The sequence below is a fragment of the Streptomyces bacillaris genome, from assembly GCF_003268675.1.
In the GTDB taxonomy this organism is placed as follows: domain Bacteria; phylum Actinomycetota; class Actinomycetes; order Streptomycetales; family Streptomycetaceae; genus Streptomyces; species Streptomyces bacillaris.
This window is the reverse complement of sequence record NZ_CP029378.1, coordinates 2,245,678-2,258,335: the sequence shown is the minus strand read 5'-3', so window position 1 is coordinate 2,258,335 and position 12,658 is coordinate 2,245,678. Positions and strand designations below refer to the sequence as shown.

The 12,658-nt window shown below is 71.2% G+C and carries 11 protein-coding genes; 8 read left to right on the top strand and 3 right to left on the bottom strand.

Annotation, left to right across the window (positions count from 1 at the left end; all coding sequences use genetic code 11):
• Positions 1-49 precede the first annotated feature (49 nt).
• From DJ476_RS09110 to DJ476_RS09095, 4 genes are all read left to right on the top strand, one after another.
• Complete coding sequence (locus DJ476_RS09110; protein ID WP_112490267.1) at positions 50-1,330, top strand: MFS transporter; 1,281 nt, start codon at positions 50-52, stop codon at positions 1,328-1,330.
• Between the two features lie 10 nt (positions 1,331-1,340).
• A complete protein-coding gene (locus DJ476_RS09105; protein WP_103417371.1) occupies positions 1,341-1,850 on the top strand; it encodes a MarR family winged helix-turn-helix transcriptional regulator in 510 nt (169 codons plus the stop codon).
• Positions 1,851-1,917: 67 nt separating this feature from the next.
• Complete coding sequence (locus tag DJ476_RS09100) at positions 1,918-2,244, top strand: DUF3817 domain-containing protein (protein ID WP_019762263.1); 327 nt, start codon at positions 1,918-1,920, stop codon at positions 2,242-2,244.
• A gap of 87 nt (positions 2,245-2,331) precedes the next feature.
• Positions 2,332-4,032: an acyl-CoA mutase large subunit family protein gene (locus DJ476_RS09095; RefSeq protein ID WP_053559354.1), complete on the top strand. Its 1,701-nt coding sequence runs from the start codon at positions 2,332-2,334 to the stop codon at positions 4,030-4,032.
• Positions 4,033-4,128: 96 nt separating this feature from the next.
• Here DJ476_RS09095 and DJ476_RS09090 read toward each other — a convergent pair whose 3' ends face one another.
• The gene (locus tag DJ476_RS09090; RefSeq protein ID WP_103417370.1) at positions 4,129-5,493 is read right to left on the bottom strand and encodes a diacylglycerol/lipid kinase family protein; all 1,365 of its coding nucleotides are present in this window, start codon (positions 5,491-5,493) and stop codon (positions 4,129-4,131) included.
• Between the two features lie 180 nt (positions 5,494-5,673).
• A complete protein-coding gene (locus tag DJ476_RS09085; RefSeq protein WP_070202265.1) occupies positions 5,674-6,300 on the bottom strand; it encodes a TetR/AcrR family transcriptional regulator in 627 nt (208 codons plus the stop codon).
• A 504-nt stretch (positions 6,301-6,804) separates the two neighbouring features.
• Here DJ476_RS09085 and DJ476_RS09080 point away from each other — a divergent pair.
• From DJ476_RS09080 to DJ476_RS09060, 4 genes are all read left to right on the top strand, one after another.
• Positions 6,805-7,773 (top strand): tetratricopeptide repeat protein, encoded by a 969-nt coding sequence (locus DJ476_RS09080; protein ID WP_112490266.1) that lies wholly within the window; start codon positions 6,805-6,807, stop codon positions 7,771-7,773.
• A gap of 631 nt (positions 7,774-8,404) precedes the next feature.
• The gene (locus tag DJ476_RS09070) at positions 8,405-9,058 is read left to right on the top strand and encodes a DUF6230 family protein (RefSeq protein WP_103417368.1); all 654 of its coding nucleotides are present in this window, start codon (positions 8,405-8,407) and stop codon (positions 9,056-9,058) included.
• A gap of 89 nt (positions 9,059-9,147) precedes the next feature.
• Positions 9,148-9,720: a DUF6114 domain-containing protein gene (locus tag DJ476_RS09065; protein WP_103417367.1), complete on the top strand. Its 573-nt coding sequence runs from the start codon at positions 9,148-9,150 to the stop codon at positions 9,718-9,720.
• Positions 9,710-11,056, top strand: coding sequence for a hypothetical protein (locus DJ476_RS09060; RefSeq protein ID WP_112490265.1), 1,347 nt, complete (start codon positions 9,710-9,712; stop codon positions 11,054-11,056). The genes DJ476_RS09065 and DJ476_RS09060 overlap by 11 nt, the downstream gene beginning before the upstream one ends.
• A gap of 103 nt (positions 11,057-11,159) precedes the next feature.
• Here the strand turns inward: DJ476_RS09060 and pyk are convergent, their stop codons facing one another.
• Positions 11,160-12,587, bottom strand: a complete 1,428-nt coding sequence (gene pyk / locus DJ476_RS09055) for a pyruvate kinase (protein ID WP_070202261.1) — start codon at positions 12,585-12,587, stop codon at positions 11,160-11,162.
• Positions 12,588-12,658 lie beyond the last annotated feature (71 nt).

Genomic DNA, 12,658 nt, shown 5'->3' with positions numbered 1-12,658 from the left:
CAGCCGAAAGTCTAGGGCGATCCACGCCCCCGGCCCCAGGCTGCGGGTCATGCCCCAGGCGTCCTCCTCCACCCCTCCCACCGGCTACCGCGCCGTCCTCGCCGTCCGCGAGTTCCGGGCCGTCTTCGCCGCGCACCTGCTCTCGCTCCTCGGCGTCGTCGTCAGCGAACTCGCCCTCACCGTCCTCGTCTACGACCTCACCGGCTCCCCGCTGCTCAGCGCGCTGACGTTCGCGCTGGGGCTGCTCCCGTACGTGATCGGCGGGACCCTCTTCGCGGGCGTGGCCGACCGCTACCCGGCCCGCCGGGTCCTGGTCGTCTGCGATCTCGTCTGCGCGGTCTGCGTCGCCGCGATGCTGCTGCCCGCCACCCCGGTCGCCGGACTCCTCGCCCTGCGCTGTCTGGTCGCCGCCGTCGCGCCGGTCTTCACCGGGACCCGGATGGCCGCGCTCACCGACATCCTGGGCGAGGGCGACCTCTACGTCCTGGGCCGCTCGCTCCTGCGGATCGTCTCGCAGAGCGCGATGCTCCTCGGCTTCGGCGCGGGCGGGGTGCTGCTGACGGTTCTCTCCCCGCGCGGGGCGATCACCGTCACCGTGGTGACGTTCCTCTGCTCGGCGGTCCTGCTCCGCCTCGGCACCCGTGACCGCCCGGCCCGTACGGCGTCCTCCGGGAGCGGCGCCACCCTGCTGAAGGAGTCGCTCTCCGGGGCCCGCCTGGTGCTCGGCAACCGCCGCATCCGGGCGCTGCTCCTGCTCTTCTGGCTGCCCGCGATGTTCGTGGTCGCCCCGGAGGCGCTGGCCGCTCCGTACGCCGACGCCATCGGGGCCCCGCCCGCCGCCCTCGGGCTGCTGCTCTGCGCGATGGCGGTGGGGCACGTGGGGGCCGAGCTGTTCGTGGGGGCCGGGCTCCGGCCCCGTACGCGATCGAGGATCGTGCTGCCGGTCGCCGCCGTAGGGCTGCTGCCGCTGGTGGTGTACGCGGTCCGGCCGGGGCTGCCGCTGGCCCTCGCCGCACTCGCGCTGGCCGGGATGGGGGCCTCGTACGTCATCGGGCTCGACCAGTGGTTCGTGGACGCCGTACCGCCGGAGCTGCGCGGCCGGGCCATGACGCTGCTCACCGCCGGGCTGATGACGATCCAGGGCGCGGGCATGGCGCTGGCGGGGCTCGCGGCCGAGTTCTTCCCCGTGCACCACGTGGTCGCCGGATCCGGAATCATCGGTACCGTCACCACGCTCCTCGTCGTCGCGGAGGTCCGCCGGACGGCCCCCGGACAGGTGTCCGATACCGAAAGGCGAGACGGGGCTGACCGGCATATGACCAGTCGGTAAGGTCATTGCCGTGCCGAAGCCGCTCAGCCTTCCTTTCGATCCCATCGCCCGTGCCGAGGAACTCTGGCAGCAGCGCTGGGGGCCCGTGCCCTCCATGGGGGCGATCACCTCGATCATGCGGGCGCAGCAGATCCTGCTCGCCGAGGTGGACGCCGTCGTCAAGCCGTACGGACTCACCTTCGCCCGGTACGAGGCGCTGGTGCTGCTCACCTTCTCCAAGGCGGGCGAGCTGCCGATGTCGAAGATCGGGGAGAGGCTGATGGTGCACCCCACCTCGGTCACCAACACCGTGGACCGGCTGGTCAGGTCCGGCCTGGTCAGCAAGCGCCCCAACCCCAACGACGGCCGCGGCACGCTCGCCTCCATCACCGACAAGGGGCGCGAGGTCGTCGAGTCGGCCACCGAGGAGCTGATGGCGATGGAGTTCGGGCTCGGGGTGTACGACGCCGAGGAGTGCGCGGAGATCTTCGCCATGCTCCGGCCGCTGCGGGTGGCGGCCCAGGACTTCGACGAGGGGTGAGGGCGGCGTCCTCGTAACGGCGGGCCCGCGCGAAGATCGCCCCGGGCGCACGGTTACGCTCGTGTCCATGAAACAGAACGTGCTCACCCGCTACCGGGTGATGGCTTACGTCACCGCCATCTGGCTGCTCGTCTTCACGGTGGCGATCATCGCGAAGTACGGGTTCGACACCGGCGACACCATGGTGATCTCCCAGATCCACGGCGTGCTGTTCATCGTCTACGTCATCTTCGCCTTCGACCTCGGCTCCAAGGCGAAATGGCCGTTCGGCAAGCTCCTGTGGGTGCTGGCGGCCGGCTGCATCCCCTTCGCCTCGTTCTTCGTCGAGCCGAAGGTCAGCCGCGAGGCCCAGGCGCTGGTCGACAAGACCGCCCCGGCGCCCGCGAAGGCCTGACCGGAACGGCACCCCGAACCGCCCCGCGCGCAAGCGCCGGGCGGTTTGCCATCGACATTTACTAGGACGTCCTAGTAAATTCGAAGCATGGACGCTGACGCGATCGAGGAGGGCCGCCTCCGCTGGCAGGCCCGTTACGACAAGGCCCGCAAGCGTGACGCGGACTTCACCACGCTCTCCGGGGACCCGGTGGAGCCCGTCTACGGGCCCCGCCCCGGTGACACGTACGAGGGGTTCGAGCGGATCGGCTGGCCGGGGGAGTACCCCTTCACCCGGGGCCTGCACCCCACCGGCTACCGGGGCCGCACGTGGACCATCCGCCAGTTCGCCGGGTTCGGCAACGCCGAGCAGACCAACGAGCGCTACAAGATGATCCTCGCGGCGGGCGGCGGCGGCCTCAGCGTCGCCTTCGACATGCCGACGCTGATGGGCCGCGACTCCGACGAGTCGCGCTCGCTGGGCGAGGTCGGCCACTGCGGGGTCGCCATCGACTCCGCCGCCGACATGGAGATCCTGTTCAAGGACATCCCGCTCGGTGACGTCACCACCTCGATGACGATCAGCGGCCCCGCCGTCCCGGTCTTCTGCATGTACCTGGTCGCCGCCGAGCGCCAGGGCGTCGACCCGGGCGTGCTCAACGGCACGCTCCAGACCGACATCTTCAAGGAGTACATCGCCCAGAAGGAGTGGCTCTTCCAGCCCGAGCCCCATCTGCGCCTCATCGGTGACCTGATGGAGCACTGCGCCGCCTCCATCCCCGCCTACAAGCCGCTCTCCGTCTCCGGCTACCACATCCGCGAGGCCGGAGCCACGGCCGCGCAGGAGCTGGCGTACACCCTGGCCGACGGCTTCGGCTATGTGGAGCTGGGCCTCTCCCGGGGACTGGACGTCGACACCTTCGCCCCCGGGCTCTCCTTCTTCTTCGACGCCCACCTGGACTTCTTCGAGGAGATCGCCAAGTTCCGCGCCGCCCGCCGCATCTGGGCCCGCTGGATGAAGGAGACGTACGGAGCCAAGACCGACAAGGCGCAGTGGCTCCGCTTCCACACCCAGACCGCCGGGGTCTCCCTCACCGCGCAGCAGCCGTACAACAACGTCGTACGGACGGCCGTCGAGGCCCTCTCCGCCGTGCTCGGCGGCACCAACTCGCTCCACACCAACGCCCTGGACGAGACCCTCGCCCTCCCCTCCGAGCAGGCCGCCGAGATCGCGCTGCGCACCCAGCAGGTGCTGATGGAGGAGACCGGGGTGGCCAACGTGGCCGACCCGCTGGGCGGTTCCTGGTACGTGGAGCAGCTCACCGACCGGATCGAGGCCGAGGCCGAGAAGATCTTCGACCAGATCAGGGAGCGCGGCACCCGGGCCCACCCCGACGGACAGCACCCGATCGGACCGATGACCTCCGGCATCCTGCGCGGCATCGAGGACGGCTGGTTCACCGGCGAGATCGCGGAGTCCGCCTTCCGCTACCAGCAGGCCCTGGAGAAGGGCGACAAGCGGGTCGTCGGCGTCAACGTCCACCACGGCTCGGTCACCGGCGACCTGGAGATCCTCCGCGTCAGCCACGAGGTCGAGCGCGACCAGGTGAGCCAGCTCGCCGCCCGCAAGGCCGCCCGCGACGACGCCAAGGTGAGCGCCGCGCTGGACGCGATGCTGGTCGCCGCCCGCGACGGCTCGAACATGATCGCGCCGATGCTGGACGCTGTACGGGCCGAGGCCACGCTGGGCGAGATCTGCGGGGTGCTGCGCGAGGAGTGGGGCACGTACACGGAGCCGCCGGGCTTCTGAGGCCGAGGTCCTGAGTAGCGAGTTACGCGGAGGGGGTGCCCGGCCCGGGTGGTCGGGGCACCCCCTCCGTGCGCGCGGGCCGGGCACCCCTCCGCGCTATCCGTCGGCCTCCGTGCACCCGGGGCGGCCGAACGCCAGGCGCAGCAGCCGCCGCCAGTCCATCGGCGGGGCGGGCGCCACGGTGCCGGGGCGGTCGCGCGGCACCAGGACCCGCAGCGCCCCCGGGCGCAGGGCGCACACCACCGGCGTCTCCATCCGCAGCGCCTCGCCGTCCACGGCCACCGGGATCTCGTCCGCGTCGGCGGTCACCTCCACCCGGCGGCCGGTCAGGGCGGACAGCCCCTGCGACTGCGTCCCCCACACGGCGAGGTCCGCCGCGTGCGCGGCCCCCTCGACCTTGACGGCGAGCACCCCCAGCTCTCCGCCGTCCAGCCGGGGACGGCGTCCCGCGCCGCTCAGGACGTCGGGGGAGGCGTACGGGTTGTTGCTGACCAGCAGCGCCTGTGGGCCGTCGAGCGCGTCGCCGTCCACGCGCGCGTCCAGCCGCCGCCCCTCGTCCCCGGCCAGCAGCTCCGGCAGCAGGTTCAGGGCCGTCCCGGTCTTGTTGTCGCGGTACTCGGGGTGCTGGACGACATCCGCGTACACGCCGAAGGAGACGGTGTTGACGAAGGCGCGGCCCGCCACGTCACCGAGGTCCACGCGCAGCTCCTCGCCGTCGGCCAGCGCCTCCAGGGCGCGGGACGGGTCGGCGCGGTCCAGGCCCAGGTCCATGGCGAAGTGGTTGCGCGTACCGGCGGGGATGACCAGGAACGGCACCCCGTGCTCGGCGGCCACCGCGGCGACCAGGGCCTGGGTGCCGTCGCCGCCCGCCACCCCGAGGAGGTCGGCGCCCTCCGCGACGCCCCGGCGGGCGAGGGCGGCCACATCGGCGGGGGCATCGGGGTCGAGCAGGATCACCCGCGCGCCCAGCTCCTCCGCCCGCCCGACGAGATGGAACCGCTCCACCTTCCCGCCCCCGGAGACCGGGTTCATGATCAGCAGCGGCCGCTCGGGCCGTACCGCCGCCACCGCCCGCATCGGCCGCTCCGGCCGCGACCTGCGCAGCGCCGCCCGGGCACAGGCCAGCGTCGCGGCCCAGCACACCGCCAGCAGCAGTGCGAGCAGCCACAGCCCCTCGAAGGTGAGGAGGACCAGCACGGCGGCCGGGGCCGCGACCGCCAGCAGGGCCCCGAGGAACCGTACGAGCCCCCGGTGGGCCACGAACCACCAGAGCCCGACGACACAGAGCACCAGGCCGAGCAGCCCGCCGCCCAGGACCACCAGGCTGCCCTCCCCGACGGCGAACGCCAGGACGAGCACATCACCGGCCAGCCCCAGCACCGCCAGCCGGGCCAGCAGCCGCGCGAGCCCGTCACCGCCGGGGGCCGCCGCCCGGCCCCGGCCCCTTCCGCCGTCTCCCACGCCTCGACCCCTCTCCGATCCCGGACCACCCGTCACCTCACCCTCCAACGCTGCCTGCCTCCGGCCGGAAGGGCATCGCGGGCGGGCCGACCGGGGGCGTTCCGGCCGGGGGGCCCGAGGGCCCCGGCCAGGAGGCACGAGCGGCCGACCGGCGGGCGGGCCACGGGGGCTCCGGGGTGGTCAGGCCTCCTGCGCGCCCGCCAGGCCGAGCAGCAGCAGCGTGGTGAAGCCGCTCGCCCACTCGGCGTCCACCGGCTCGGCGCTCACCAGCGTCCGGTGCACCACGGCTCCGGCGATCACGTCGAAGATCAGGTCCGCGTTGCGGGCGGCGACCGAGGCGTCCTCCTCGTACCGCAGCTCACCGCGGGCCTGGGCGCGCTCCCGGCCCAGGAGCACCAGCCGCTTCTGCCGGTCCACGATGGCCGACCGGATCCGGCGGCGCAGCGAGTCGTCCCGGGTGGACTCCGCGACCACGGCCATCAGCGCCGTACGGGTCTCCGGCCGCTCCAGCAGCGCGGCGAACTGGAGCACCACGCCCCGCACATCGGCGGCGAGGCTGCCCCGGTCGGGGAGTTCCAGCTCGTCGAAGAGGACGGCCACCGCGTCCACCACCAGCTCGTTCTTGCCCGCCCACCGCCGGTAGAGGGTCGTCTTGGCGACGCCCGCCCGGGTGGCCACATCGCCCATGGTCAGCTTCGACCAGCCGAGATCGACGAGGGAGGCGCGGGTCGCCTCCAGGATCGCGGCGTCGGCCTCGGTGGATCGCGGACGGCCGGTCCGGGTGGTGTGCGGGTCGGTGCGGCTCATGATGCGGTGACCATACCGGCCGGTAGGGATGACCGTTCCGTCCCAGGGCCCGTGAGACAGATCACCGGGAGGCCCTGTTCCGTGGGGGCGATGGACAGTTACGCTACGGGTCGTAGCGTAAGGAAGGCGGCGGGCCCGCCCCCTGCGCCACGGACGAACGAGCGACAGCCAACCAGGGTCTCCACGGGGACCCGGGCGCCGGGTGGGGACCCGGGGCCGCACGGACCGGCCGGATGGGGATCCGGAAGGTCCACAGGGTCTTTCAGGGACCCGTCCAGATCCACGGGAGGGCCCGGCCCGGGGCCTCCGGATCCGCTGGGGTCCACCGGACTCCGATCGGAGTCCGTACGTACGGGGCCGGGGCTTTCCGGAGCCCCGCAGGGGTTCTTCGGGACCCCGGGAACCGTCTCCGCCCGCCCGCCCGGCACGCCGGCCGGTGTCGCGGACGGGCCCGGTTCCCGTATCGCTTTCCGGAACGGTGTGCTCAGGGGGGAGGATGTACGTATGCAGCCTAGGAACATGTCCATGAGCGGCGTCGTCGACCTCGCCGCTGTCAAGGCGGCCGGCGAGGCCAAGGCCAAGGCGGAGCAGGCCCGTGCACAGGCCGCCCGCACGGGGGGCACCGGTGCCGTGACGCCCGCCGCCCTGGTGATCGACGTCGATGAAGCAGGCTTCGAGCGCGATGTCCTCCAGCGCTCGGCCGAGGTCCCGGTCGTCATCGACTTCTGGGCCGAGTGGTGCGAGCCGTGCAAGCAGCTGGGCCCCCTGCTGGAGCGCCTGGCCGTCGAGTACAACGGCCGTTTCCTGCTGGCCAAGGTCGACGTCGACGCCAACCAGATGCTGATGCAGCAGTTCGGCATCCAGGGCATCCCGGCCGTCTTCGCCGTGGTCGCCGGGCAGGCCCTCCCGCTCTTCCAGGGCGCGGCCCCCGAGGCCCAGATCCGCGAGACGCTGGACCAGCTGATCCAGGTCGGTGAGCAGCGCTTCGGCCTCACCGGGATCACCGTCGACCCGGACGCCCCGGCGGACGCCGTCCCGGCCGAGGTGCCGGCCGGTCCGTACGACGCCCTGCTGGAGGCCGCCGCCTCCGCGCTCGACGCCAATGACTTCGGCGGCGCCGTGCAGGCGTACAAGAACGTGCTCACCGACGACCCGGGCAACCCGGAGGCCAAGCTCGGCCTGGCCCAGGCGGAGCTGCTCGGCAGGGTGCAGAGCATGGATCCGGCCGCCGTCCGCAAGGAGGCGGCGGAGAAGCCGGACGATGTGAACGCCCAGATCGCCGCCGCCGACCTGGATCTGGTGGGCGGTCATGTCGAGGACGCCTTCGGCCGGCTCGTCGAGGCGGTCCGCCGCACCACGGGCGACGAGCGGAACACCGCCCGGCTGCGGCTGCTGGAGCTGTTCGAGGTGATCGGCCCGGAGGACCCCCGGGTCACCGCGGCCCGTACCGCGCTGGCGCGCGTCCTGTTCTGACCGGGAGCTGATTCTCCCCATTGTTCCGATGTGACAAGACGGCCGTGATGCCCTTCGGGTATTGCGGCCGTTTTGACGTCCGGACGCCAAGAGTTGCCGTCGCTTTGCCAAATCTTAACAAAGCAACGTGCTGTTACTCGGAGTAAGTCAAGGTGGCGGCTCTGTCCCGGTTCCAGGGAGTTTCCAGTCATTTGGATGTCCCTTTCGTTCCACCCTGTGTGGCCGCGATGTGTCGCCCGGTCGCGGCTCGGTTATCGGGCCGTTACTGACAAGTAACGACCCCCCTTGTGCGGCGGCCCCGAATGCACCACGATCGGCCACGCTCGGTCCCATACCTCCGGTCCGGTCCCCAGCCGGTGCGGGAGGGTCTTTTGGGTCCCCACCGAGTGGGCCGGCGGCAGTGGCGCCGGCCGTGGACAGGGGGGTTCCCGCCGACAGGCGGGGCCTGTCCGACCGGCCGCGCACACCGTGCGGCCGGTGGTTGTCGCTCGGGGGTGAACGCCGGTGCGGCGGATGCGGTGCACGTCTCCGTCCGCGGGCGCTCTCCTTCCCGAGGACGTAGCACTTCTCCCATCCCAGGACGGGTCTCGCACCCGACCGGAGATGTACGTCCGAGAAGAAGGAGCAAGTTATGAGTTCCCAGGTTCGCGGTGGGACGAGATGGAAGCGTTTCGCTCTGGTCATGGTGCCGAGCGTCGTCGCGACGGCGGCGGTCGGTGTCGGCCTTGCCCAGGGCGCCCTGGCCGCGTCCTTCAGCGTGTCCGGCCAGGAGTTCAAGGTCAGCACTGACCGGCTGGAGGGCAGGAACTTCGTCCAGTACGGCAGCGTCGCTGTCGGCAAGGACCTTGAGGGCAAGGACGCGACGCACGCGGTCGCGGTGTCGGGCTTCAGCTATGCAGAGATCACCAACATGTGCCAGTCGGTGGTCACGCCGAAGGTGCCCGTCCTCGGCAACGTCAGCCTTGAGCTGACGGCCGGGACGAAGCCCAAGCGGCCGGTCGTGGCCACCAACCTCTACCTGGACGTCTCGCAGCTCGACGCGGACGCCGAGTTCAAGAACATCGACATCGGTGTCGCGGCCGGCTCGCTGAAGAAGGAAGGCGACCCGGAGAGCATAGGCATTCAGCCCGGAACGCAGGCGAAGAAGGAGGGCTTCGCGCAGCGCGCCGACGAGGCCGTCCTGACGGACGTGGAGCAGACGGCGTGGGCGACCACGGCCGGCACCTTCAAGCTCAGCGACCTGAAGCTGAGGCTGCACACGGGCGACAAGAAGGAGTGCTTCTAGCACCCGCCCGGGTGGCCGGACGAGCCCCGGCGGGTCCGGCCACCCTCTCCTCCTCTCACGGCAGTACCGGTTCCAGGGAGCTGTTTTCCATGAGCCCCGAGTCCACAGGGCAGAACGAGCACAACCTCACCGCCTACCGGCGGGGATTCCGCACCTGGCGGGGTAACCGGCCGTTCTGGGCGGGTCTGTTCACCATGCTGGGCGGTATGCCCATCGCCTACTTCCCGTACGCCGATCTCCAGCTCGGCAATATGACGCTGGCGATGTCCACCACCGCCGGCGCCGGATCCCTCATCATCGGCGTCCTGTTGATCACGCTGGGCCTGACGATGTGGTTCCACAGCATCGTCCGGGTCTTCGCGGGTGTCGCGGCGATCCTTCTCGCGCTGATCTCCCTGCCCGTCGCCAACATCGGCGGCTTCCTGATCGGATTCCTTTTCGCGCTCGTCGGCGGAGCCCTGTCCGTTTCCTGGGCGCCGGGCGAGCCGAAGGCCGACGAGGAGACCCCGCAGGACGCCTCCGACCCTCTCCCGACGGCTGAGCGGCACCCGGAGAACATGCCGGCCGAGTCCGTCCTGCACGGCGCGACCGTTCCGCAGCAGCAGGTGGGTGACCACGACGCGGCCTCAGGCCACGACGGAGGGACACACCGTGCGGGGTGACGAGCAACAGCAGTCGAAGGCGTACGCGGACGATGGCCTCCCGGTCCGCCGAGGGCCCCGTCACGCGGCTCCCAAGAAGTCGCTGCTGACCAAGTTGCACATGCCGAACGGCAAGAAGGCGCTCGCGCTCGCCGCGATGCCGACCGCCGTCTTCGTGGGCATGGGCCTCACGCCCAAGCTCGCCATGGCCGACGGCAACCCCGACATCCCCTTCGCCCCGGGCCCCTGCGTCACCCGGTCCGACGAGCCGGAGGCCTCCGAGTCCCCCAGCCCCTCCGCCTCCCCGACCCCGTCGGCGACGCCCACGGACGGGCCTGACGGGGGCGGGAAGCCGGGCCAGGACGACGGCGCCACCCCGGAGCCCACCCGGACCGCCCCGGCCACCGAGGACCCGGCCGCCGGGAAGCCGGACGAGCAGAAGCCCGACACGGCACAGAAGCCCGACGCGCAGAAGCCCGCCGAGGAGCCGAGCCCCACCCCGACGCCCACCAAGTCGAAGAACCCGCTCGACCCGCTGGGCCTGGGCGACGCCCTCAGGGACCTGTTCAACCCGAACAAGGACAAGGCGGAGGAGAAGCTCGAGGAGGAGCCCGCTCCGCCCGCGAGCCCCTCCCCGAGCCCCACGGCGGAGTCCCCGAAGCCGGCGGACAAGCCGAAGAGCGACGGGAAGACCCCGGAGAAGACTCCTGACAAGCCCCCGGCCAAGGACGCGGCCGGAGAGACCGCCGACGCCATCCGCGAGGCGGCCGAGAAGGCGGGCCGGAGCGTCGAGGAACTGCCCGAGGACGCCAAGGGACTCGACCCCAGGAAGGACGAGGACATCCCGGACGGCGCCAAGCCCCGCTTCCCCTGCCCCGTACCCGACCCGGAGGCGCTCGCCGCCGCGTCCCTGGAGCCCGGCATCCCGCTGCTCCCGGCCGACCCATGGGTCCTGGAGTCCACGCTGCTCACCCTCAACGGCCTGGACTACAAGGGCATCGTCGAGGTGAAGAAGGCGGACGGTTCCATCAAGAAGGTGCTGAAGTTCACCGCCGGCTCCATCGACATCAAGGACCTCCACCAGCTCACCGTCGGCCCGGCGGGCACCACGGGCCACGTGAAGTCGCGCCCCGGCTCCACGTCGACCATCCGCAACGGCACGGTGACGATGTACACGGAGGAGCTGAAGGGCAACCTCTTCGGCCTCATCCCGATCACCTTCAACCCGCAGACCCCGCCCCCGCTGAACGTCCCCTTCGCCTTCTTCACCAAGGTCAAGGTGGTCCAGGCCGGCCAGTTCGGCGGCTCGCTCACGGTCCCGGGCCTGGAGAACTACCTGGAACCGGGCCGAAGTTAGCGCCACCACCACCCCCGATCCCGTCCGGGAGCCGCACAGAGCCGTGGGCCGTACCCCTCACCAGGGATACGGCCCACGGTCGTACGGAACAGAGGGCGGGGAACTAGCCCTCGCCGCCGCCCAGGTGGTGGACCCGGACCATGTTCGTGGTGCCGGGGATGCCGGGAGGCGAGCCGGCGGTGATGACCATCGTGTCGCCGGTGTTGTAGCGGTTCAGCTTCAGCAGCTCCGCGTCGACCAGGTCGACCATCGCGTCGGTGTTGTCCACGTGCGGGACGACGTACGACTCGACGCCCCAGCTCAGGGCGAGCTGGTTGCGGGTGTTCTCGTCCGTGGTGAAGGCCAGGATCGGCTGGGCCACCCGGTAGCGGGAGAGGCGGCGGGCGGTGTCGCCGGACTGGGTGAAGGCGACCAGGGCCTTGCCGTTGAGGAAGTCCGCGATCTCGCAGGCGGCACGGGCCACCGAACCGCCCTGCGTACGGGGCTTCTTGCCCTGGACCAGCGGCTGGAGGCCCTTGGAGAGCAGCTCCTCCTCGGCGGCGACGACGATCTTCGACATCGTCTTGACCGTCTCGATCGGGTACGCGCCCACGGACGACTCGGCCGAGAGCATGACCGCGTCCGCGCCGTCCAGGATCGCGTTGGCGACGTCGGACGCCTCGGCGCGGGTGGGCCGCGAGTTGGTGATCATCGACTCCATCATCTGGGTCGCTACGATCACCGGCTTGGCGTTGCGGCGGCACAGCTCGATGAGGCGCTTCTGCACCATCGGGACCTTCTCCAGCGGGTACTCCACCGCCAGGTCGCCACGGGCCACCATCACACCGTCGAACGCCATGACGACGCCCTCCATGTGCTCGACCGCCTGCGGCTTCTCCACCTTGGCGATGACGGGGACCCGGCGGCCCTCCTCGTCCATCACCTTGTGCACGTCCTTGACGTCGTTCGCGTCCCGGACGAAGGAGAGGGCGACCAGGTCGCAGCCCATCCGCAGGGCGAAGCGCAGGTCCTCGACGTCCTTCTCGGAGAGGGCCGGGACGTTGACCGCCGCGCCGGGCAGGTTGATGCCCTTGTGGTCGGAGATGACCCCGCCCTCGATGACGATGGTCTTCACCCGGGGGCCCTCGACCGCGACGACCTTCAGCTCGACGTTGCCGTCGTTGATCAGGATCGGGTCGCCCTTGACGACATCGCCGGGCAGCCCCTTGTAGGTGGTGCCGCAGATCGACTTGTCGCCGGGGACGTCCTCGGAGGTGATGGTGAACTCGTCCCCGCGGACCAGCTCGACCGGGCCCTCGGCGAACTTCGCCAGCCGGATCTTGGGGCCCTGGAGGTCGGCGAGCACGCCCACCGCGCGGCCGGTCTCGGCGGCCGCCTTGCGGACACGGTCGTAACGGCCCTGGTGTTCCTCGTGGGAGCCGTGGCTGAAGTTGAAACGGGCCACGCTCATGCCGGCCTCGATCAGAGCGACGAGCTGCTCATGGGAGTCGACGGCGGGACCGAGGGTACAGACGATTTTGGAACGGCGCATGAGGCGGATCCTATCGGTTTGTTTCGCTGCGGAATATTCCGTCTGGTGGAAGATACAAAGGGGCGCGGGGG

Coding starts and splice junctions, on each gene's coding strand:
- DJ476_RS09110 (WP_112490267.1), top strand. CDS start 50: ATGCCCCAGGCGTCCTCCTCCACCCCTCCCACCGGCTACCGCGCCGTC.
- DJ476_RS09100 (WP_019762263.1), top strand. CDS start 1,918: ATGAAACAGAACGTGCTCACCCGCTACCGGGTGATGGCTTACGTCACC.
- DJ476_RS09095 (WP_053559354.1), top strand. CDS start 2,332: ATGGACGCTGACGCGATCGAGGAGGGCCGCCTCCGCTGGCAGGCCCGT.
- DJ476_RS09085 (WP_070202265.1), bottom strand. CDS start 6,300: ATGAGCCGCACCGACCCGCACACCACCCGGACCGGCCGTCCGCGATCC.
- DJ476_RS09080 (WP_112490266.1), top strand. CDS start 6,805: ATGCAGCCTAGGAACATGTCCATGAGCGGCGTCGTCGACCTCGCCGCT.
- DJ476_RS09070 (WP_103417368.1), top strand. CDS start 8,405: ATGAGTTCCCAGGTTCGCGGTGGGACGAGATGGAAGCGTTTCGCTCTG.
- DJ476_RS09065 (WP_103417367.1), top strand. CDS start 9,148: ATGAGCCCCGAGTCCACAGGGCAGAACGAGCACAACCTCACCGCCTAC.
- pyk (WP_070202261.1), bottom strand. CDS start 12,587: ATGCGCCGTTCCAAAATCGTCTGTACCCTCGGTCCCGCCGTCGACTCC.